Annotated in this window: 16 protein-coding genes and 2 tRNA genes; 6 read left to right on the top strand and 12 right to left on the bottom strand. The window is 71.9% G+C overall.

The window, feature by feature from the left end; translation table 11 throughout:
* The first annotated feature begins 643 nt into the window (after positions 1-643).
* On the top strand, positions 644-1,513 hold the full coding sequence (locus ABD140_RS38655) for an SCO6745 family protein (protein WP_344247807.1): 870 nt from the start codon (positions 644-646) through the stop codon (positions 1,511-1,513).
* Between the two features lie 53 nt (positions 1,514-1,566).
* Here the strand turns inward: ABD140_RS38655 and ABD140_RS38650 are convergent.
* Positions 1,567-1,639, bottom strand: a tRNA-Ala gene (locus ABD140_RS38650).
* A 122-nt stretch (positions 1,640-1,761) separates the two neighbouring features.
* On the opposite strand from ABD140_RS38650, the gene ABD140_RS38645 reads away from it, so the two are divergent.
* Positions 1,762-2,139: an ArsR/SmtB family transcription factor gene (locus ABD140_RS38645; protein ID WP_344247805.1), complete on the top strand. Its 378-nt coding sequence runs from the start codon at positions 1,762-1,764 to the stop codon at positions 2,137-2,139.
* Positions 2,136-2,765, top strand: coding sequence for an SRPBCC family protein (locus ABD140_RS38640; RefSeq protein WP_344247803.1), 630 nt, complete (start codon positions 2,136-2,138; stop codon positions 2,763-2,765). Before ABD140_RS38645 ends, ABD140_RS38640 begins: the two co-directional genes overlap by 4 nt.
* Positions 2,766-2,814: 49 nt before the next feature.
* On the opposite strand, the gene ABD140_RS38635 is transcribed toward ABD140_RS38640, so the two are convergent.
* From ABD140_RS38635 to rsfS, 3 genes are all read right to left on the bottom strand, one after another.
* Positions 2,815-2,887: transfer RNA gene (locus tag ABD140_RS38635), tRNA-Ala, on the bottom strand.
* A gap of 69 nt (positions 2,888-2,956) precedes the next feature.
* A complete protein-coding gene (locus ABD140_RS38630; RefSeq protein ID WP_344247801.1) occupies positions 2,957-3,577 on the bottom strand; it encodes a histidine phosphatase family protein in 621 nt (206 codons plus the stop codon).
* The gene (gene rsfS / locus ABD140_RS38625; protein WP_344247799.1) at positions 3,574-3,975 is read right to left on the bottom strand and encodes a ribosome silencing factor; all 402 of its coding nucleotides are present in this window, start codon (positions 3,973-3,975) and stop codon (positions 3,574-3,576) included. The genes ABD140_RS38630 and rsfS overlap by 4 nt, the downstream gene beginning before the upstream one ends.
* Positions 3,976-4,083: 108 nt before the next feature.
* Here rsfS and ABD140_RS38620 point away from each other — a divergent pair, with 108 nt between their 5' ends.
* Complete coding sequence (locus tag ABD140_RS38620; protein WP_344247797.1) at positions 4,084-4,815, top strand: HAD family hydrolase; 732 nt, start codon at positions 4,084-4,086, stop codon at positions 4,813-4,815.
* Entirely contained in the window at positions 4,815-7,187 is a 2,373-nt protein-coding gene (locus tag ABD140_RS38615; RefSeq protein WP_344247795.1) for a glycoside hydrolase family 65 protein, read from the top strand. The genes ABD140_RS38620 and ABD140_RS38615 overlap by 1 nt, the downstream gene beginning before the upstream one ends.
* On the opposite strand, the gene nadD is transcribed toward ABD140_RS38615, so the two are convergent.
* Positions 7,175-7,765 carry a nicotinate-nucleotide adenylyltransferase gene (gene nadD, locus ABD140_RS38610; RefSeq protein WP_344247793.1) on the bottom strand — a complete coding sequence of 197 codons (591 nt, stop codon included), beginning with the start codon at positions 7,763-7,765 and terminating at the stop codon, positions 7,175-7,177. The genes ABD140_RS38615 and nadD overlap by 13 nt on opposite strands.
* Before the next feature lie 66 nt (positions 7,766-7,831).
* Here nadD and ABD140_RS38605 point away from each other — a divergent pair, with 66 nt between their 5' ends.
* Positions 7,832-8,866, top strand: coding sequence for a M48 family metallopeptidase (locus ABD140_RS38605; RefSeq protein WP_344247791.1), 1,035 nt, complete (start codon positions 7,832-7,834; stop codon positions 8,864-8,866).
* Here the strand turns inward: ABD140_RS38605 and ABD140_RS38600 are convergent.
* From ABD140_RS38600 to ABD140_RS38570, 7 genes are all read right to left on the bottom strand, one after another.
* Positions 8,863-10,602 (bottom strand): TIGR03767 family metallophosphoesterase, encoded by a 1,740-nt coding sequence (locus ABD140_RS38600; protein ID WP_344247789.1) that lies wholly within the window; start codon positions 10,600-10,602, stop codon positions 8,863-8,865. The two genes, ABD140_RS38605 and ABD140_RS38600, sit on opposite strands and share 4 nt — an antisense overlap.
* Before the next feature lie 55 nt (positions 10,603-10,657).
* Positions 10,658-12,049 (bottom strand): glutamate-5-semialdehyde dehydrogenase, encoded by a 1,392-nt coding sequence (locus ABD140_RS38595; RefSeq protein WP_344247809.1) that lies wholly within the window; start codon positions 12,047-12,049, stop codon positions 10,658-10,660.
* Entirely contained in the window at positions 12,046-13,173 is a 1,128-nt protein-coding gene (proB, locus tag ABD140_RS38590) for a glutamate 5-kinase (protein WP_344247787.1), read from the bottom strand. The genes ABD140_RS38595 and proB overlap by 4 nt, the downstream gene beginning before the upstream one ends.
* A gap of 19 nt (positions 13,174-13,192) precedes the next feature.
* Complete coding sequence (gene obgE, locus ABD140_RS38585; protein WP_344247785.1) at positions 13,193-14,578, bottom strand: GTPase ObgE; 1,386 nt, start codon at positions 14,576-14,578, stop codon at positions 13,193-13,195.
* Positions 14,579-14,716: 138 nt separating this feature from the next.
* Positions 14,717-14,974, bottom strand: coding sequence for a 50S ribosomal protein L27 (gene rpmA / locus ABD140_RS38580; protein ID WP_344247783.1), 258 nt, complete (start codon positions 14,972-14,974; stop codon positions 14,717-14,719).
* A 20-nt stretch (positions 14,975-14,994) separates the two neighbouring features.
* A complete protein-coding gene (gene rplU / locus ABD140_RS38575) occupies positions 14,995-15,306 on the bottom strand; it encodes a 50S ribosomal protein L21 (RefSeq protein WP_344247781.1) in 312 nt (103 codons plus the stop codon).
* A gap of 357 nt (positions 15,307-15,663) precedes the next feature.
* A partial coding sequence (locus ABD140_RS38570) for an Rne/Rng family ribonuclease (protein ID WP_344247779.1) occupies positions 15,664-18,557 on the bottom strand: 2,894 nt, incomplete at its 5' end.

Raw genomic sequence — 18,557 nt, 5'->3', positions numbered from 1 at the left:
AGCGACCTGGTTTAACTTATCAGGCTCTTTCTGCCTGTCAAATCCGCTCTTTCGGGATAATTCCCTCTTGATTGGATTCTGCAGTTCGTTTCGCGCCTTTCGGCGCTTCCCTCGCTGCAACCCTTCCAATTTATCAGGCTGTTTTTGCCTGTCAAATCCGCTCTTTCGAGCTGATCTTCCTTGGGAGGTTCCGATCTCTCGACCGGCAAGATGCAACTGTACGGCACCCCATGAGAGCCGTCAAACCGAGGTTCCTCCCCTCCCACGAGGGGTCCCAAACCTCCGGACCGCCGACTCCTCGAGGTCGCTACGTTCAGTCAACCTCCAGACCCCCGCGAAGCACACCAAGCCAGGACCTTTTCTGGGAAGAGCGACATTGCCCGCCCGCCCCGTGCGGTGACCGCATGCCGAACGACGACTCCCGCCCGCGTCACCAGGTCGGATCCGGTGCACGGCCTCGTCCCGCACCAACCCGGAGATGTGGCCCCAGGACGACGAGCTCGTCATGCCGTTCAAGGCGCTGGGCTTCACCCGGATCCGCGCCGCCGCGGGACGCGTGCCGGATCACGGCCCGTGCGTCGAGGCGGCCGGAACATCGAATTGGCCCTGTTCCGCGAAGGTCGGGCCGTCGCAGAGTGGTGGCATGAGCGATGCCTCCCCCAGTCCCGAACGGCTTTTCTGGACCGTCTTCGAACCGATCCACGCGATCAGCTACTTCCATCCCGACTTCGCCGCCGCCATGGTCGGCAGCGGCCTGACGGGCTGGTGGAACGGCTACTTCGCGGGGCGTGCCGCCCCGCTCGGCCGGGTCGGCGCGCCCGCCGTCACCTCCCTGTTCTTCGTGTTCGCCCCGTCGCGGGTGGCCAAGGCCGTACCCGAGGTGTGGCGGCACATCGATCCGGTGAAAGCCGTCGAGACCCGGTTGGCGACCGCCGACGAGGTCCTGTCGCAGTTCACCTCCGACCATGCCCTGCCGGATCTGCGGGAGGCATTGACCGCGTTGAGGAGATGCGTCGACGGCCTGGACTTCGGCGGGCGGGCCCTTGCCGCCGCGTGGGCCGGCGTCCCCCCGCCCAGCACCCTTCTCGGTCAGATCTGGCTGGCCGCTACCGTCCTGCGGGAGCACCGGGGCGACGGGCACGTCATCGCCTCCGTGGAGAACGGGCTGACCGGTCTCCAGGCGAGCATCACCCATGTCGCGACGGGCAAGGTGCAGCGGGAGCGGATCCAGGTGACCCGCGGCTGGAGCGACGAGGAGTGGCGGACGGCCGAGGCCGAGCTCGTGGACCGGGGGATCCTCGACGGTTCGGGCGCGCTGACCGCGCGGGGCGCCGCCCTCCGTGACCGGGTCGAGGAGACGACCGACCGCCTGGCCGCGCGGAGCCCCGTCCTGCCGGAGGACCCTTCCCGGGTGATCCGGGTGCTGCGGGTCCTGAGCGCCGACATCCGGCGCCATCCCTCTTTCCCGGACGCCAACCCGATAGGCGTCCCGCATCCCATGGCGAAGGGGTAGTCGGGAAAAGACGAAGGCCCCGTCTCACGTGAGACGGGGCCTTCGTCGAACTGTGGAGCTATGGGGATTCGAACCCCAGACCTCCTCCATGCCATGGAGGCGCGCTACCAACTGCGCTATAGCCCCGCCGCCGGGCGTTTTCACTGCCTGGCAACGAGGTGAGAGCTTACATGCGTCCGGCCCGCAGCGCGAATCGGCGCCAAACATCAACGTTGCCTTATATAAGCGAAAGCCTATATATTGGCCGCATGCACGCGTTCGACGTCCTCGGCGATCCCGTCCGCCGCCGCATCCTCGAACTCCTGGCCGACGGAGAGCTGGCCTCGGGGCAGATCGGCGCGGTGGTCCAGGAGGAGTTCGGCATCTCCCAGCCGGCCGTCTCCCAGCACCTGCGCGTCCTTCGGGAGACGGGCTTCACCACGGTGCGGGCGGTGGGGACACGCCGCCTGTACGCGGTGAACTCCGCGCCTCTCGCCGAGGTCGACGCGTGGCTGGACAGGTTCCGCCGCTTCTGGACCCCGCACCTGGACGCCCTGGCGACCGAACTGGCCCGGGGGAGGCGCGAACGGCGCCTGGCACGGGAGCAAACGCCACAGGACGACACCGACGAGAGGAAGAACCCATGATCGACGTCACCCACCAGATCGACGAGGTGCGCCGCGAGGTCGGCGGCCGGATGCTGGAGGCCGGGGAGGCCCGGGTCGTCACCATCTCCCAGACCTACGCGGCGGACGTCGAGGACGTCTGGGACGCCTGCACCAGCGCCGAGCGCATCCCCCGCTGGTTCCTGCCGGTGAGCGGCGAGCTGAAGGTCGGCGGCCGCTACCAGCTGGAGGGCAACGCGGGCGGGGTGGTCGAGGCCTGCGACCCGCCCCGGTCGTTCCGCGCCACCTGGGAGTTCGGCGGCGAGGTCAGCTGGATCGAGGTCGCCCTCACCCCGCAGGGCGGCGGCACCCTCTTCGAGCTGCGCCACATCGCGCACGTGGACGACGAGCGCTGGACGGAGTTCGGCCCGGGGGCGGTGGGCATCGGCTGGGACCTGTCGCTGGTGGGACTGAAGCTCCACCTTTCGAGCGGGGAGGCGGTGGACCCGGCGGAGGCCATGGCCTGGACGACGTCCCCGGAGGGCCTGCGGTTCATGGAGGGCAGCAACCGCGCCTGGTGCGAGGCCGACATCGCCGGCGGCACCCCCGCAGAGCAGGCGCGGGCGGCGGCCGAACGCACCATCGCCGCCTACACCGCGACGGAGTGACCGAGAAAACACTGAAGGCCCGTGATCTCGCGATCACGGGCCTTTGCGGTGGAGCTATGGGGATTCGAACCCCAGACCTCCTCCATGCCATGGAGGCGCGCTACCAACTGCGCTATAGCCCCGCAACTGGTGGACTTTCATCCCCCAGCGCCCGATCAGTGTATCGGACTCCAGAGAGGAGTTCGAACCGGTTAGGCCCGGTCGTCGCTGAGCACCGGCTCGGGGAGGGTGCCGGCGTTGTGGTCGATCAGCCGCCAGCCGTGGCGGCCCTCGGCCAGCACGGTCCAGCAGCAGTTCGACAGGCCGCCGATGCGCTCCCAGAACTCCTCGGGCAGGCCGAGGAGGTGGCACATGCCCAGCCGCAGGGCGGCGCCGTGGGAGGCCGCGACGAGCAGCCCGCCGTCGGCGAGGTTCTCGATGGCGCGCTCCAGCGCCCCGCCGACCCGCTTGGCGACCTCGGCCCCGGTCTCGCCGCCCGGCGGCTGCCAGATGGCGTGCTCGGCCGGGTAGCGGGCGCGGATCTCGGCTCCGGTGAGGCCCTCCCACTCGCCGCCGTCCCGCTCCACCAGGTCGGGATCGTGGTCGACGGGCAGGCCGGTGCGGGCCGCCAGCGCCTGGGCGGTGCGGGCGGCGCGCTGCAGCGGCGAGGCGATGATCGCGGTGGGTTCCAGCGCGGCCAGCAGCCGTGCCGCGCGCTCGGCCTGGGCGACGCCCACCTCGTCGAGGGGGATGTCGGTCTTGCCCTGGAAGCGGTTCTCCAGGTTCCAGGCGGTGCGGCCGTGCCGCCAGAGGACGAGCCTGCGCCTGCTCACGCGGTCCCCCTGGCCCGCTGGGCCATGTGCTCGTTGATCTCCGCGGGGAGCTCGACCGGGGGGCAGTCCTTCCACAGCCGCTCCAGGGCGTAGAAGGCGCGCTCCTCCTCGTGCTGCACGTGGACGATGACGTCGACGTAGTCGAGGAGGATCCAGCGGCCCTCCCGCTGCCCCTCGCGGCGGACGGGTCTGATCCCCAGCTCCTCGCGCAGGCGCTTCTCGACCTCCTCGACGATGGCCTGGACCTGCCGGTCGTTGGTGCCGGAGCAGAGCAGGAAGGCGTCGGTGATCACCAGCTGCTCGCTCACGTCGTAAGCGATGATGTCGTCGGCCAGCTTGTCGGCCGCCGCCTCTGCGGCGAGCCCGATCAGCTGGACGGCTCTTTCGGATGCGGTCACGAAGTCGTGATCCCTCTCGTTGCCGAATGCTGCCGTCTCTCAGCGTATCCGTCCGGACCCCGCTCCACCGAACGAGTAACGCACCCGGGCCTGGGTAGGGCTCGGAGCATGCTGGGACTCCCCGAGACGACGAAAGCGTGCCTGTTCGACCTGGACGGCGTTCTCACCGACACGGCCGTGCTGCACAACGCGGCGTGGAAGACGATGTTCGACGCGTTCCTGACCGCGCGGGGCCAGGCCCCGTTCGATCCGGTCAAGGACTACCAGCAGTACGTCGACGGCAGGCGGCGCGAGGACGGGGTGCGGACCTTCCTGATCTCCCGGGGGATCGCCCTGCCCGAGGGCTCCCCCGGCGACCCCCCGGAGGCCGACACCGTGTACGGGCTGGCCTCCCGCAAGAACGCCCTCCTGCTGGATCTGATCGCCCGGAAAGGGGTGCAGGTCTTCCCCGGTTCGGTGGACTACGTCCGGAAGGCGCGTGCCGCCGGGCTGCGCACCGCGGTGGTCTCCTCCAGCGCCAACACCGTCGAGGTGCTGCAGTCCGCGGGGATCAGCGGCCTCTTCGACGCCCGGATCGACGGGGTGGTCGCCGCCAAGCGCAAACTCCCGGGCAAGCCGGAGCCCGACACCTTCCTGGCGGGGGCGGCGGCCGTCGACGTCCCGGCGGGGCTGTGCGCGGTCTTCGAGGACGCCCTCGCCGGCGTCGAGGCGGGGCGGGCCGGGCGGTTCGGCACGGTCGTGGGCGTGGACCGGGTGCGGGACGGCTTCCACGCGCCCGCGCTGAAGGCGCACGGCGCCGACATCGTGGTCACCGACCTCGCGGACCTGCTGGAGCGGTGATGGCCATCCCCTACGAGGTCGATCCCTGGCGGATCCGGGAGACCACCCTGGATCTCCAGCGGCTCGCCCAGACCGAGTCGGTCTTCGCCCTGTCCAACGGGCACATCGGGGTGCGCGGCAACCTCGACGAGGGGGAGCCGCACGGGCTGCCGGGCACCTACCTCAACTCGGTGTACGAGCTGCGGCCGCTGCCGTACGCCGAGGCCGGCTACGGCTATCCGGAGACCGGCGAGACGGTGATCAACATCACCAACGGCAAGATCATCCGACTGCTGGTCGACGACGAGCCGCTGGACGTGCGGTTCGGCAGGCTGGACTCCCACGAGCGGGTGCTGGACCTGCGGGCGGGCACCCTCACCCGGACCATGCAGTGGTGCTCGCCGGCGGGCCCCTCGATCCGGATGACCTCCACCCGGCTGGTGTCGCTGACCCAGCGCTCGATCATGGCGATCTGCTACCAGCTCGAACCGGTGGACTCCGAGGTGCAGCTGGTGATCCAGTCGGAGCTGGTCGCCAACGAGCCCATGCCGTTCCTGGGCACCGACCCGCGCACCGCGGCGGTCCTGGAGTCCCCGCTGCGCGCCCTGGAGCACCTGGCCAACGACGACAGGATCGTCCTGGTGCACGAGACCAAGGGCAGCGGGCTGCGGCTGGCCGCGGCGATGAGCCACGCGGTCGAGACGCCGGGCAAGCGCACCCTCGACGTGGAGGCCGAGGACGACATCGGCCGGTACACGCTGGCGACCCGGCTCCGGCCGGACGAGCGGCTGACGCTGGTGAAGTACGTGGCGTACGGCTGGTCCAGCCACCGCTCCCGGCCCGCGCTGCACGACCAGGTGGCCGCGGCGCTGGCGGGCGCCGAGCTCACCGGCTGGGACGGCCTGCTGTCCGAGCAGCGCGGCTACCTGGAGGAGTTCTGGCGGGGCGCGGACGTGGAGGTCGACGGCGATCCGGAGGTCCAGCAGGCCGTCCGGTTCGCCCTCTTCCACATCCTGCAGGCCGGCGCCCGCGCGGAGCGGCGCATCATCCCGGCCAAGGGGCTGACGGGCCCGGGGTACGACGGCCACACCTTCTGGGACACCGAGACCTTCGTGCTGCCCGCGCTCACCTACTCCGTCCCCGACGCGGCGGCGGACGCGCTGCGCTGGCGCTACTCCACGCTCCCGCAGGCGATGGAGCGCGCCCGGCAGCTGGGCCTCCAGGGCGCGACCTTCCCGTGGCGGACGATCAGCGGCGGGGAGTGCTCGGGGTACTGGCCGGCGGGCACCGCGGCGTTCCACATCAACGCCGACATCGCCGACGCCGTCCACCGCTACCTGGACGCCACCGGCGACATGGAGTTCGCCCGCGAGGTCGGCGTCGACCTCCTGGTCCACACGGCGCGGCTGTGGCGGGGCCTGGGGCACCACGACCTCGACGGCAGGTTCCGCATCCACGGCGTCACCGGGCCCGACGAGTACAGCGCCGTGGTGGACAACAACGTCTACACGAACGTCATGGCGCAGAAGAACCTCCGCGCGGCGGCGGACCTGGTGCTCTCCCTCCCCGACGAGGCCGACCGGCTGGAGGTGACGGCGGAGGAGGCCGCGTCCTGGCGCGACGCCGCCGACAAGATGCACATCCCGTTCGACGAACGGCTGGGCGTCCACTCGCAGAACGACGGCTTCACCGACGGCGCGCCGTGGGACTTCCGGCGCACCCCGCCCGACCACTACCCGCTGCTGCTGCACTACCCCTACTTCGACCTCTACCGCAAGCAGGTCGTCAAGCAGGCGGACCTGGTGCTGGCGATGCACCTGTGCAGCCAGGCGTTCACCGCCGAGGAGAAGGAGCGCAACTTCTCCTACTACGAGGCGATGACGGTGCGCGACTCGTCCCTGTCGGCGCAGACCCAGGCCGTCATCGCCGCCGAGGTGGGCTACCTGGACCTGGCGCACGCCTACCTCACCGAGACCTCCCTGATGGACCTGCGCGACCTGGAGCGCAACACCGGGGACGGACTGCATCTGGCGTCGCTGGCCGGGGCGTGGAACGCGCTGGTCTCCGGGTTCGGCGGGCTGCGCAGGCGCGGGGGGCGGCCGAGCTTCGCGCCCCGCATCCCCGAGACGCTGGGTCGGCTGGAGTTCCGGCTGCGCTACCGGGGATCGCTCATCAAGGTGACGGTCCACTCCGAGGAGGCCGCCTACGAGCTGGTGGAGGGTCCGGAGCTGACGATCTTCCATCACGGCGAGGAGCACCGGCTGCAGGACGCGCTGCGGCTGCCGATCCCCCGCAAGACGCCCTCGCTGCCCCGCCCCGAGCAGCCTCCCGGACGGCCTCCGCTCGGCCATCTGATCCAGGCGCCCGGGCAGTACCCCGATCAGTCGCGGTAGAGCTCCCACTTGTTGATGTACTGGACGATGCCGTCGGGCACCAGGTACCAGACGGGCTCGCCGGCCCGGACGCGGTCGCGCACCTCGGTGGAGGAGATGGCCAGCGCGGGCACCTCCACCAGGCTCACCCGCCCCTCGGGCAGGCCGGGATCGGCCAGCACGTGCCCCGGCCGGGTGCAGCCGATGAAGCGGGCGAGCTTGAACATCTCCTCGGCGTCGCGCCAGCTCAGCATCTGCCCCAGGGCGTCCGCGCCGGTGATGAAGAACAGCTCGGCGCCCGTGCCCAGGAGCTCGCGCATGTCACGCAGCGTGTCATGGGTGTAGGTGGGGCCGCCCCGGTCGATGTCGGCGCGGCTCACCCGGAACCTGGGGTTGGAGGCGGTGGCGATGACCGTCATGAGATAGCGGTCCTCGGCCGCGGTGACCCGCTTGTCGGCCTTCTGCCAGGGCTGACCCGTGGGCACGAAGATCACCTCGTCCAGCCCGAAGAGGTGCTGCACCTCGCTGGCCGCGACGAGGTGTCCGTGGTGGATCGGGTCGAAGGTGCCGCCCATGATCCCTACCCGGCGCTCGCTCATGGTGACCAAGCCTAGGTGACCGCTTTTTCGGGAACCTGACCAGGGGTCCTGGTCGTCGGAGTTAGCATGCCCGATATGCCGAACTCCCCCGATCGTGCTCGCGTCCGCTTCCCCGGAATCTCCTCCCGGGCCTACGAACACCCCCTCGACCGATCCGCGCTCATCGCCCTGCGCTCCCTCTCCGGTTTCGACGTGGTGCTGCGCAAGCTCTCCGGGCTCATCAGCGAGCGCGCCATCCGGCTGATGTACCTCGGCGGCACCGTCCGCGTCAGCGACGGGCAGTTCCGCAACATCAACGACATGGTGCGGGACGCCTGCTACATCCTGGACCTGCCGAAGGTCCCCGAGCTGTACGTGGTGCAGAACCCGCAGCCGAACGCGATGGCCATCGGCACCGACAACCCGTTCATCGTCCTCAACACCGGTCTCATCGACCTGCTGGACGACGAGGAGCTGCGGTACGTCATCGCGCACGAGGTCGGGCACATCCTGTCCGGGCACGCCGTCTACCGGCAGATGGCGCTGATCCTCACCGGGCTCGGCTCCCGGCTGGCGTGGCTGCCGCTGGGCAACATCGCGATCGCCGCGATCCTCATCGGCCTGCAGGAGTGGCAGCGCAAGGCCGAGCTGTCGGCCGACCGCGCGGGCCTGCTGGCGAGCCAGGACGTCGACGCGGTCAAGCGCGCCCTGATGAAGATCGCCGGCGGTTCGCGGCTGCACGAGATGTCCACCGAGGCGTTCCTCGCCCAGGCCCGCGAGTACGAGGAGACCGGCGACCTGCGCGACGGCGTGCTGAAGTTCATCAACCTCATGCGCCAGAGCCACCCCTTCGCCGTCATCCGGTTCGCCGAGATCCACAAGTGGCACCTCTCCGGCGAGTACCAGGCCATCCTCGACGGCCGCTACCCGCGCCGCGACGACGACTCCAGCGCGTCCTTCACCGAGGAGGTGAAGAACACCGCCCGCACCTACAAGGAGTCCTGGGAGCAGACCTCCGACCCGTTCGTCGGCAAGGTCCGCGACGTCGCGGGCGGCGCCGCCGACCTCGCGGGCGCGGTCTTCGACCGCCTCGGCCGCCGGGGCAACGCCTCCGCGAACTAGAACGGCGCCGGAAGGAGCAGCTCCACGTTGCGGTCTTCGGGTCTGCCGGAGCCGTCGAGGTGGGGCTGCCAGTCGTTGGCGGACAGCTCGCGGGAGAGGGAGGCGAGGCGGTCGGGGTCGTCGAGGCGGTTCCCGTGGGAGGCGGGGGCCGCCGAGTCGAGGACGGTGGCGAAGACCGACAGGGTGCCGTCGCGGTTGTCCGCGAGCTCCAGGATGCGGCTCTGCTGCGGCCAGTCGATGTGCGCGGCGGTGCTGATCTCCCAGAAGCCGCCCTTGGCGCCGGACTTGCGGCGGTGCGGGATGACCTCGTTGACGTGGGTGTGGCCGTTGACCCACAGGACGACGTTGGGGAAGCGCAGGAGGAGCTCCTCTATCTCCTTGCCCAGGACGCGGCCGCCGCCGAGGCCGTTGGTGAGGGTCTCGATGGTGTGGTGGCTGAAGAGGACGAACAGCCTGTCGGTCGCCTTCCGGCGGACGGTCGTGCCGTCCTCGCCGAGGTAGCTGCTGGAGCCCCGCACGAGTTCGCGTTCCAGCCAGGCGAACTGGGCACGGTCGAGGGAGCCTTCGGAGTAGCCGGTGGGGTTGCAGGTGTCCAGGACGAGGCCGCGCACCACTCCCCTGTCGAAGGCGTAGTAGGCGGTGCCGCTCTTCAGGTTCGCGGCGGTGTAGCCGTGGCGGGTGCCGTGTTCGCGGACGACCTCGGCGCGGGAGAGCAGCCGCCTGTCGTTGTCGGGGGTCACCTTGCGGAAGACCTGGGAGCGGCTCTCGGTCAGCCGCTTGATGGCGGCGTCGTCGTTCTTGCGCAGGAGCTCGGCGACCTCGCGGCGCTCGGCGTCGCTCACCGGGGCGGTGATCTTCACGTTGCCGACGGCCAGCGCCTGGAAGACCGGCAGCAGGGGCAGGTTGCCCTGCACGAGCGCCTCGTGGTTGCCGTAGACGGCCAGCCACGGCGTCTTCAGGCCGGTCGCGGTGAACGGCGCGCGCGCCGACTTCAGCAGGCCGGGAACGGTGGGGAAGCCGTGCCTGTCCTTCGGCAGGTCGTCGCCGCCGTGGGGGTTCCAGTAGCGGGGGTCGCCCCAGGCCATGACGCCCTCGTAGCGGCCGGGGTCTCCGGAGTCCGGCCGGACGCGCGCGCCGTCCAGGAGGTCGATGATCCAGCGGACCTCGTTGTACTGGGCGTTGTCGGCGGCGTCGCCGGTGTTGATGGTGAACGCCGGGGGCGCGCCCAGGACGGGGCCGCGCTCGATCCGGTTGACCGCGCGGACCATCGACTCGGCGACGTGCGTGGTGAGCAGCTCCTGCGGCCGGTACCCGCCGGTGACGGGGAAGGACTTCAGCAGGCCGCCCGGGTCGCTCAGCCTGTCGACGTACTCCACCCGCGCCGGGGACTGGGCGTCGATGATGTGCACGTCGGTGAGGTGGACGAACGACAGCAGCTCGCGGCGGCGCGCGACGCGGCCGGCGCGTGCCGCGGCGCCCAGGTCGTCGCGCACGAGGTGGGGTTCGCCCGGCCCGGCGACGAGCCTGCGGTAGCCGCCCTTGCCCGGCTTGCCGAGCCGCAGGGTGCGGGCGAGCGTCGTGCCCTCGACGGTGCCGCGCAGGGCGGGGGCGGCGAGGGCCTGACGCCCGGGGAAGGCGGTCAGGCCCGAGGTGAGCGCGCCGAGCGCGGCGCCCTTGAGCAGGCGGCGGCGGGGTAGCGCACGGGGGGTGGCCTCAGAAGGCGTGTCGCGGGTCACAGTGCCTTATGAGACCACAGCCCCGTCTGTGACATCAATAACCGGGATGTCACATTCAGACCCCCCGCAGGTGCCCCTCGCCGGTGATGACGTACTTGGTGGAGGTCAGCTCGGGCAGGCCCATCGGACCGCGCGCGTGCAGCTTCTGGGTGGAGATGCCGATCTCGGCGCCGAAGCCGAACTCCCCGCCGTCGGTGAAGCGGGTGGAGGCGTTGACCGCGACGGCCGCGGAGTCCACCAGCGCGACGAACCGCTTGGCCGCCTGCTGGGAGTCGGTGATGATCGCCTCGGTGTGGCCGGAGCTGTAGGCGCGGATGTGCCTGACCGCGTCGTCGAGCGAGTCCACGACGGCCGCGGCGATGTCGAGCGACAGGTACTCGGTGCGGTAGTCCTCCTCCGTCGCCGCCACGATGTTCTCGGCGTCACCACCGTATTCGCGCACGCGCTCGTCGCCGTGCACCGTGACGCCCTTGTCCCTGAGCGCCGCCAGGGCGCGCGGCACGAACGCGTCCGCGACGTCCTTGTGCACCAGGAACGTCTCGGCCGCGTTGCAGACCGACGGGCGCTGGGTCTTGGCGTTGACGAGGATGTCCAGCGCCATCTCGACGTCGGCGGCGGCGTCCACGTAGACGGTGCAGTTGCCGACGCCCGTCTCGATGACGGGCACCGTCGACTCCTCGACCACGGAGTTGATGAGCGAGGCGCCGCCGCGCGGGATGAGCACGTCCACCAGGCCGCGGGCGCGCATGAGGTGCTTGACCGACTCGCGGTCGCGGCCCGGCACGAGCTGGATCGCGTCCCCGGGGACGCCCGTGCCCGCCAGCGCGTCGCGCATGACGTCCACCAGCGCGACGTTGGAGTCGTACGCCGAGGACGAGCCGCGCAGCAGCACGGCGTTGCCGCTCTTGAGCGTCAGCGCGGCGGCGTCCACGGTCACGTTCGGGCGGCCCTCGTAGATGATGCCGACCACGCCCAGCGGCACCCGCAGCTGGCGCAGCTCCAGGCCGTTGGGCAGGGTGCCGCCGCGCACGACCTCGCCGACCGGGTCGGGCAGGCCCGCGACCTCGCGGACGGCGTCGGCGATCTGCGCCAGCCGGTCGGCCGACAGCGCGAGCCTGTCCAGCATGTACGCGGGGGTGCCGCCCTCCCGGGCGCGCTCCACGTCGACGGCGTTGGCCTTGAGGATCTCCTCGGCGCGAGCGGTGAGCGCGTCCGCGATGGCGTGCAGCGCCGCGTCCTTGACACCGCGCGGGAGCGGAGCGAGGTCCGCCGCCGCGGCACGCCCGCGGGCCGCCACCTCCAGAACCTGCTCGCGCGTACCCTCGCTCATCGCCTGCTCCTGTTCCCGGCTCCGCGGAACCGCTCCTCGTCCGGCCGACCCGGCCGGACCCCTATTCTCGCCGCGGACGCCGCGCGCCCGCGAGGCATTTGCGCCGCGCCGCCTCAGTGCGGCGGGTCGAGCACCACCAGGTCGTCCCGGTGGATGATCTCGCGTTCGTACTCGGGGCCGAGCTCGCGGGCGAGCCAGCGGGTGGACCTGCCCATGAGGTCGGGGATCTCCGAGGCGTCGTAGTGCACCAGCCCGCGCGCCACCGTCCGCCCGTCGGGGCCGCACAGGTCGACCGGGTCGCCGGCGGCGAAGTCGCCGCGCACCCCCGTCACGCCCGCCGGCAGCAGCGACTTGCGCCGCTGGACGACCGCGTGCACCGCGCCCTCGTCCAGGATGAGCTTGCCCTGCCCGGTGGTGGCGTGGGCCAGCCACAGGCGGCGGGTGGAGGGGCGCTGGCCGTTGGGGTGGAAGTAGGTGCCCACCTGCTCGCCCGCCAGCGCCTGCGCCGCGGCCGAGGCGCTGGTCAGGACGGTGTGCACGCCCGCGCCCGTGGCGATCCTGGCCGCCTCGACCTTGGTGACCATGCCGCCGGTGCCGACCTTGCTGCCCGCCGCGCCCGTCTGGACGCCCGCCAGGTCGGCCTCCGAGCGCACGTCGGAGATCTTCCGCGACTCCGGCAGGCGCGGATCGCCGGTGTAGAGGGCGTCGACGTCCGACAGCAGCACCAGCGCGTCGGCCCGCACCAGATGGGCGACGAGGGCGGCGAGCCGGTCGTTGTCGCCGAAGCGGATCTCGTCGGTGGCGACCGTGTCGTTCTCGTTGACGATCGGCACCATGCCCAGGCGCAGCAGGGCCAGCAGGGTGCGCTGGGCGTTGTTGTGGTGGGCGCGGCGGATCATGTCGTCGGCGGTCAGCAGCACCTGGCCCACGCCCAGCCCGTAGCGCTGGAACGAGGAGGCGTAGCGCGCCACCAGCAGCCCCTGCCCGACGCTCGCCGCGGCCTGCTGGATGGCCAGGTCCTTCGGGCGCCGGGCCAGGCCCAGCGGGCCGAGCCCGGCGGCGATCGCGCCGGACGAGACGAAGACGACCTCGCTCCCGGCCTTGCGCCGCTCGGCGAGCACGTCGACCAGGGCGTCGATGCGGTCGCCGTCGATGGTGCCCCCCGGGGTGGTCAGCGACGACGAACCCGCCTTGACCACGATCCGCCGGGCGTCCGCCAGCTCCTGCCTGAGGCTGTCCATGCTGCTCCTGAAGAGGGTTCTACCACTCGGCGAGACGCTGGTCGGTGCCGCGCGGGCCCATGTTGACCTCGCCGGAGGAGGAGATGTCGGGGTGCCAGTCGAAGACGACCGAGTCGTCGCGGGTGCCGATCATGACAGTGGCGCCGTCCTCGGCGCCCGCCTTGCGCAGCGCGTCCTCGATGCCCAGCCGGTTGAGCCGGTCGGCGAGGTAGCCCACGGCCTCCTCGTTCTGGAAGTCGGTCTGGCGCACCCAGCGGACGGGCTTGGTGCCGGTGACGAGGTACTGGTTCTCGCCGACCTCCTGGACCTCGAACTCCGGGCCCGCCACCGGGGCGGGGCGCAGCACCAGCCGGGTCGGCTCCTGCGGGGGCAGGGCGGCGCGGTGCGCAGCGACCATCTCGGCCATCGCGAACGACAGCTCCTTCAGGCCCGTGTGGGCCGCGGCCGAGACCTCGAAGACCCGCAGGCCGCGCGCCTCGAACTCCGGGCGCACCAGCTCGGCCAGCTCCTGGGCGTCGGGCACGTCGATCTTGTTGAGGACGATCACGCGCGGCCTTTCCCGCAGCGGCACCACGCCCTCCCCGGCGAGCAGCTCGTCGTAGGCGGCCAGCTCCCGCTCGATGATCTCGTAGTCGGTGACCGGGTCGCGGCCGGGCTCCATGGTGGCGCAGTCCAGCACGTGCGCCAGCGTCGAGGAGCGCTCGATGTGCCGCAGGAACTCCAGGCCCAGGCCCTTGCCCTGGCTGGCGCCCTCGATCAGCCCCGGCACGTCGGCGACGGTGAAGACGGTGTCGCCCGCGCTGACCACGCCCAGGTTGGGGATGAGCGTGGTGAACGGGTAGTCGGCGATCTTGGGCTTGGCCGCGGAGAGCGCGGCGATCAGCGAGGACTTGCCGGCGCTGGGGAAGCCCACGAGCGCGACGTCCGCGACGGTCTTGAGCTCCAGCACCACGTCCAGCTCGTCGCCGGGCTCGCCCAGCAGCGCGAAGCCGGGCGCCTTGCGCTTGGCCGAGGCCAGCGCGGCGTTGCCGAGGCCGCCGCTGCCGCCCTTGGCCGCGATGTAGCGGGTGCCCTCCCCGACCAGGTCGGCCAGGACCTCGCCCTTCTTCGTCTTGACGACCGTGCCGTTGGGGACCTTGAGGAGGACGTCCTCGCCGTTGGCGCCGTTGCGCAGCGAACCCGAACCGGGCCTGCCGTTGGCGGCCTTGCGGTAGGGGCGGCGGTGGTAGGCCAGCAGGCTGGCGGTGCCCGAGTCGACCTCCAGGATCACGTCTCCGCCCCTGCCGCCGTTGGCCCCGTCGGGGCCGCCGAGCGGCTTGAACTTCTCGCGGTGCACGGAGGCACAACCGTGCCCGCCGTTCCCCGCCGCGATGTGCAGGACGACCCGGTCCACGAAGTCAGCCACTGTGCGCTCCTGTGTCAGCCGGGGGCTTCCCGGACTCCCCGTCCCCGGGCGGACCCGCCACGGGACGATCTTGCCGGACAAAAGACAAGGGCGGACCGGTGCAGGTCCGCCCTCGGTACAACCGTTATCCCGCGCGGATTACTCCGCGGCCGGGACGATGCTCACGGCACGGCGGCCGCGGTAGCGACCGAACTCGACGGTGCCGGCGACCAGCGCGAACAGCGTGTCGTCGCGGCCGATGCCGACGTTCAGGCCCGGGTGGTGGTGGGTACCGCGCTGGCGGATGATGATCTCGCCGGCCAGCACGGCCTGACCGCCGTAACGCTTGACGCCGAGGCGCTTGGCGTTGGAGTCGCGACCGTTGCGGCTGGACGATGCGCCCTTCTTATGTGCCATTTCAGGGCCTCCTTATCAGGCTACTTGGCGGAGATACCGGTGATCTTGACCTGGGTGTACGGCTGGCGGTGGCCCTGGCGCCGCTTGTACCCGGTCTTGTTCCGGTAGTGCATGATGTTGATCTTGGGGCCCTTGACCGCGCCGAGCACCTCGGCGCTGATCGTGAACTTGGCCAGCTCGTCGGCGGCGGAGACGACCTTCTCGCCGTCCACGACCAGCACGGCCGGGAACGTGACGGTGGCGCCGACCTCGGCGCCCAGCTTGTCGACGTTCAGGACGTCGCCCTCGGCGACCTTCTCCTGGCGCCCACCCGCACGGACAATCGCGTACACAGCGGTACCTTTCGCTTGTTTCTTCCAGAGCCCCTGCGTGAGGGCCTATCCCGGCTCGAAGCCCGGACGGCACACCGCGACGAACGGCTGAAGCCGAATCTCCCGATGCTCTCTGCTCGCCTCGGACGAGGCACACCGCCCTGAAAGGCGGCCCGTGGGCGTACTGGAACACGCCCGTCGGCCAGGATACCGGAGCCCCTACTCCAAGGCGAATCGGGTGTCACCCACCCCGGCCGCGACCCGCCGCGTGATCGGCGGCGCGGAGCCGCGGGGTGCGGACGGGGCGCAAAGCGCGCGGCCGGAGGAGCATCGCTCCTCCGGCCGCGGTGACCGGGACCGTTCGGGTCCCGGCCGGTGTCACTCGGTGGCGTCGGCCTTGGCCGCCTCGATCTTCTCGGCGCGGGTGAGGCGGCGGGTGCGGCGGCGCTTGGGCGCGGAATCCTCCGAGGCTTCCTCGGCCGCGGCCTCCCGGTCGGCCTCGGCGACGGCCGTCTCGACCGTGAGCTGCTCGCCCGGCGCGGACGGCTGCTCCCCGGCCGGGTCGGCGTTGCCCACGACGGCCTCGACGCGGACGGTCTCACCGCTGTCGAGGGTCAGGGCGATGGTGCCGACGTCCTCGAACTCCTCGGGCGGCGGACCGGCCGGACGGGTGCGGCGGGTGCGGCGCGGCTTGGCCGGCGCGGCCTCGACGGCGGGGAGGTCGGCGACGGAGACGACGACCGCCGGCTCCTTCTCGGCGGCGGACTCCACCGCGGCGGTCTCGGCCTCCCGGCGGGTGAGCTTGGCCTCCACGACCCGCTCGATCTCACCCTTGCGCTTGCGCTTGCGGCCGCTCTGCGCAGAGCCGTCCGGCTTGCCCTCCTCGACCGGGGTGAGCTGGACGTGGATGCCGCGGCCGTTGCAGCACTCGCAGACCTCGGAGAAGACCTCCAGCAGGCCGCTGCCGACCCGCTTGCGGGTCATCTGCACCAGGCCGAGGCTGGTGACCTCGGCGACCTGGTGCTTGGTGCGGTCGCGGGCCAGGCACTCCAGCAGGCGGCGCAGCACCAGGTCGCGGTTGGACTCCAGCACCATGTCGATGAAGTCGATCACGATGATGCCGCCCAGGTCGCGCAGCCGCAGCTGGCGCACGATCTCCTCGGCCGCCTCCAGGTTGTTGCGGGTGACGGTCTCCTCGAGGTTGCCGCCCTGCCCGGTGAACTTCCCGGTGTTGACGTCCACGACGGTCATCGCCTCGGTGCGGTCGATGACCAGCGAGCCGCCCGAGGGCAGCCACACCTTGCGCTCCAGCGCCTTGGCCAGCTGCTCGTCGATCCGGTGGTGGGCGAAGACGTCGCCGTCGCCCTCCCACAGCTCGGTGCGGTCGGCCAGGTGCGGGGCGACCCCGTTCACGTAGTCCTGGACCTGGTCCCAGATCCCGTCCCCGGCCACGACCAGCCGGGCGAAGTCCTCGTTGAAGATGTCGCGGATGACGCGGATCGTCATGTCCGGCTCGCCGTGCAGCAGCGACGGCGCGGTGGCCGTCTTCATCTTCTTCTGGATCTGCTCCCACTGGGCGGCCAGGCGCGAGACGTCGCCGGCCAGCTCCTCCTCCGAGGCGCCCTCGGCGGCGGTGCGGACGATGACCCCGGCGTTCTCCGGCATGATCCGGCGCAGGATCGACTTGAGCCGGGAGCGCTCGGCGTCGGGCAGCTTGCGGCTGATCCCGGTCATCGAGCCGTCCGGCACGTACACCAGGTAGCGGCCGGGCAGCGAGACCTGGCTGGTCAGCCGCGCGCCCTTGTGGCCCAGCGGGTCCTTGGTGACCTGCACCAGCACCGACTGGCCGGACTTGAGCGCCGACTCGATCCGGCGCGGCTGGCCCACCAGGCCCGCCACGTCCCAGTTGACCTCGCCGGCGTACAGCACGGCGTTGCGGCCCTTGCCGATGTCGACGAACGCCGCCTCCATCGAGGGCAGCACGTTCTGGACCTTGCCCAGGTAGACGTTGCCGACGTAGGACTGGTGGCTGGCGCGGTCCACGTAGTGCTCGACGAGGACGCCGTCCTCCAGCACGCCGATCTGGGTGCGCTCGCCCTGGCGGCGCACCACCATGGTCCGCTCGACCGACTCGCGCCGGGCCAGGAACTCGGCCTCGGTGATGATCGGCGGGCGGCGGCGGCCGTGCTCGCGGCCCTCGCGGCGGCGCTGCTTCTTGGCCTCCAGCCGGGTGGAGCCGCGCACCGCCTGGACCTCGTCCTCCAGCCGGGTGACCCGGGGCTGGCGCACCCGCACCACGGTGTTCGGCGGGTCGTCGGGGTGCGGCTCGTCGTCCCCGCCCGAACGGCGGCGGCGACGGCGGCGACGGCGGCTGCCGGAGGCCTCCTCGGCCTCCTCCGCCTCGCCGGACTCGCCCTCTTCGGCCTCGTCCTCTCCGGCGACCTCCTCGGCCGCCGCCTTATCCTCGCTCTCGTCGCCCTGCTCGGCGCCCTCGTCCTCCTCGGCGCCCTCGTCCTCGGCCGACTCGTCGCGGCCCCGGCCGCGGCCGCGGCCGCCCCGGCGGCGGCGCCGGCGGCTCGGACGCTCGAGGTCCTCGTGCTCCTCTTCCTCCCGGCCCTCGGCCTCTTCGGCCTCTTCGGCCTCCTCGGGCTCGCCGGCCTCCTCGGCCTCCTCGACGGGCGGCTGGGGGGCGGGGCGGACGGGCTTGGGCTCGACCACCGTGGGCGGCTGGAACACCACCATCGGCGGCTGGAACACCACGTCCAGCGCTCCGGCGGGCTCGGCCTCGGCGGCGGGGGCCGTCTCGACCGGCGCGGTGAAGGGGGTGGCGAACGGCTGCGTGTAGGCGGCGAACGGGTCGGCCACCAGCGGGGTGGGCTGCTCGGCGGCCGGCGGCGCCGCGGCGGTCCGCTCTCCGGCGACCGGCTCCACGGTCTCGACCTTGGGCACGGCGCGCCGGCGCGTCCTGGTCCGCTTGGGCTCCTCGGCCTCGGCCGCCTTCTCCGGCTCCGCCGCCTTCGCGGCCTTGCCCGACTCGACGGGCCGCGCGGCCTCGACGGCGGACGCCTCCGGCTCGGCAGGCTGCACGGCCTCGACGGCCTCAGCGGGACGCACGGCCTCCGCGGGCTGCGCGGCCTCGGTTTCGGCGGGCTGCGCGGCCTCTGCAGGGCGCACGGCCTCAGCGGCCTCAGCGGGCTGTGCGGCCTCGGTGGCCCGCGCCCCCTCGGCGGGCTCACCGGCCCCGGCCTGCACGGCCTGGGCGGGCTCCTGCG

The organism is Actinocorallia libanotica (assembly GCF_039525175.1).
GTDB classification, from domain to species: Bacteria; Actinomycetota; Actinomycetes; order Streptosporangiales; family Streptosporangiaceae; genus Actinocorallia; species Actinocorallia libanotica.
This window is presented reverse-complemented; position numbering and strand designations above follow the sequence as displayed.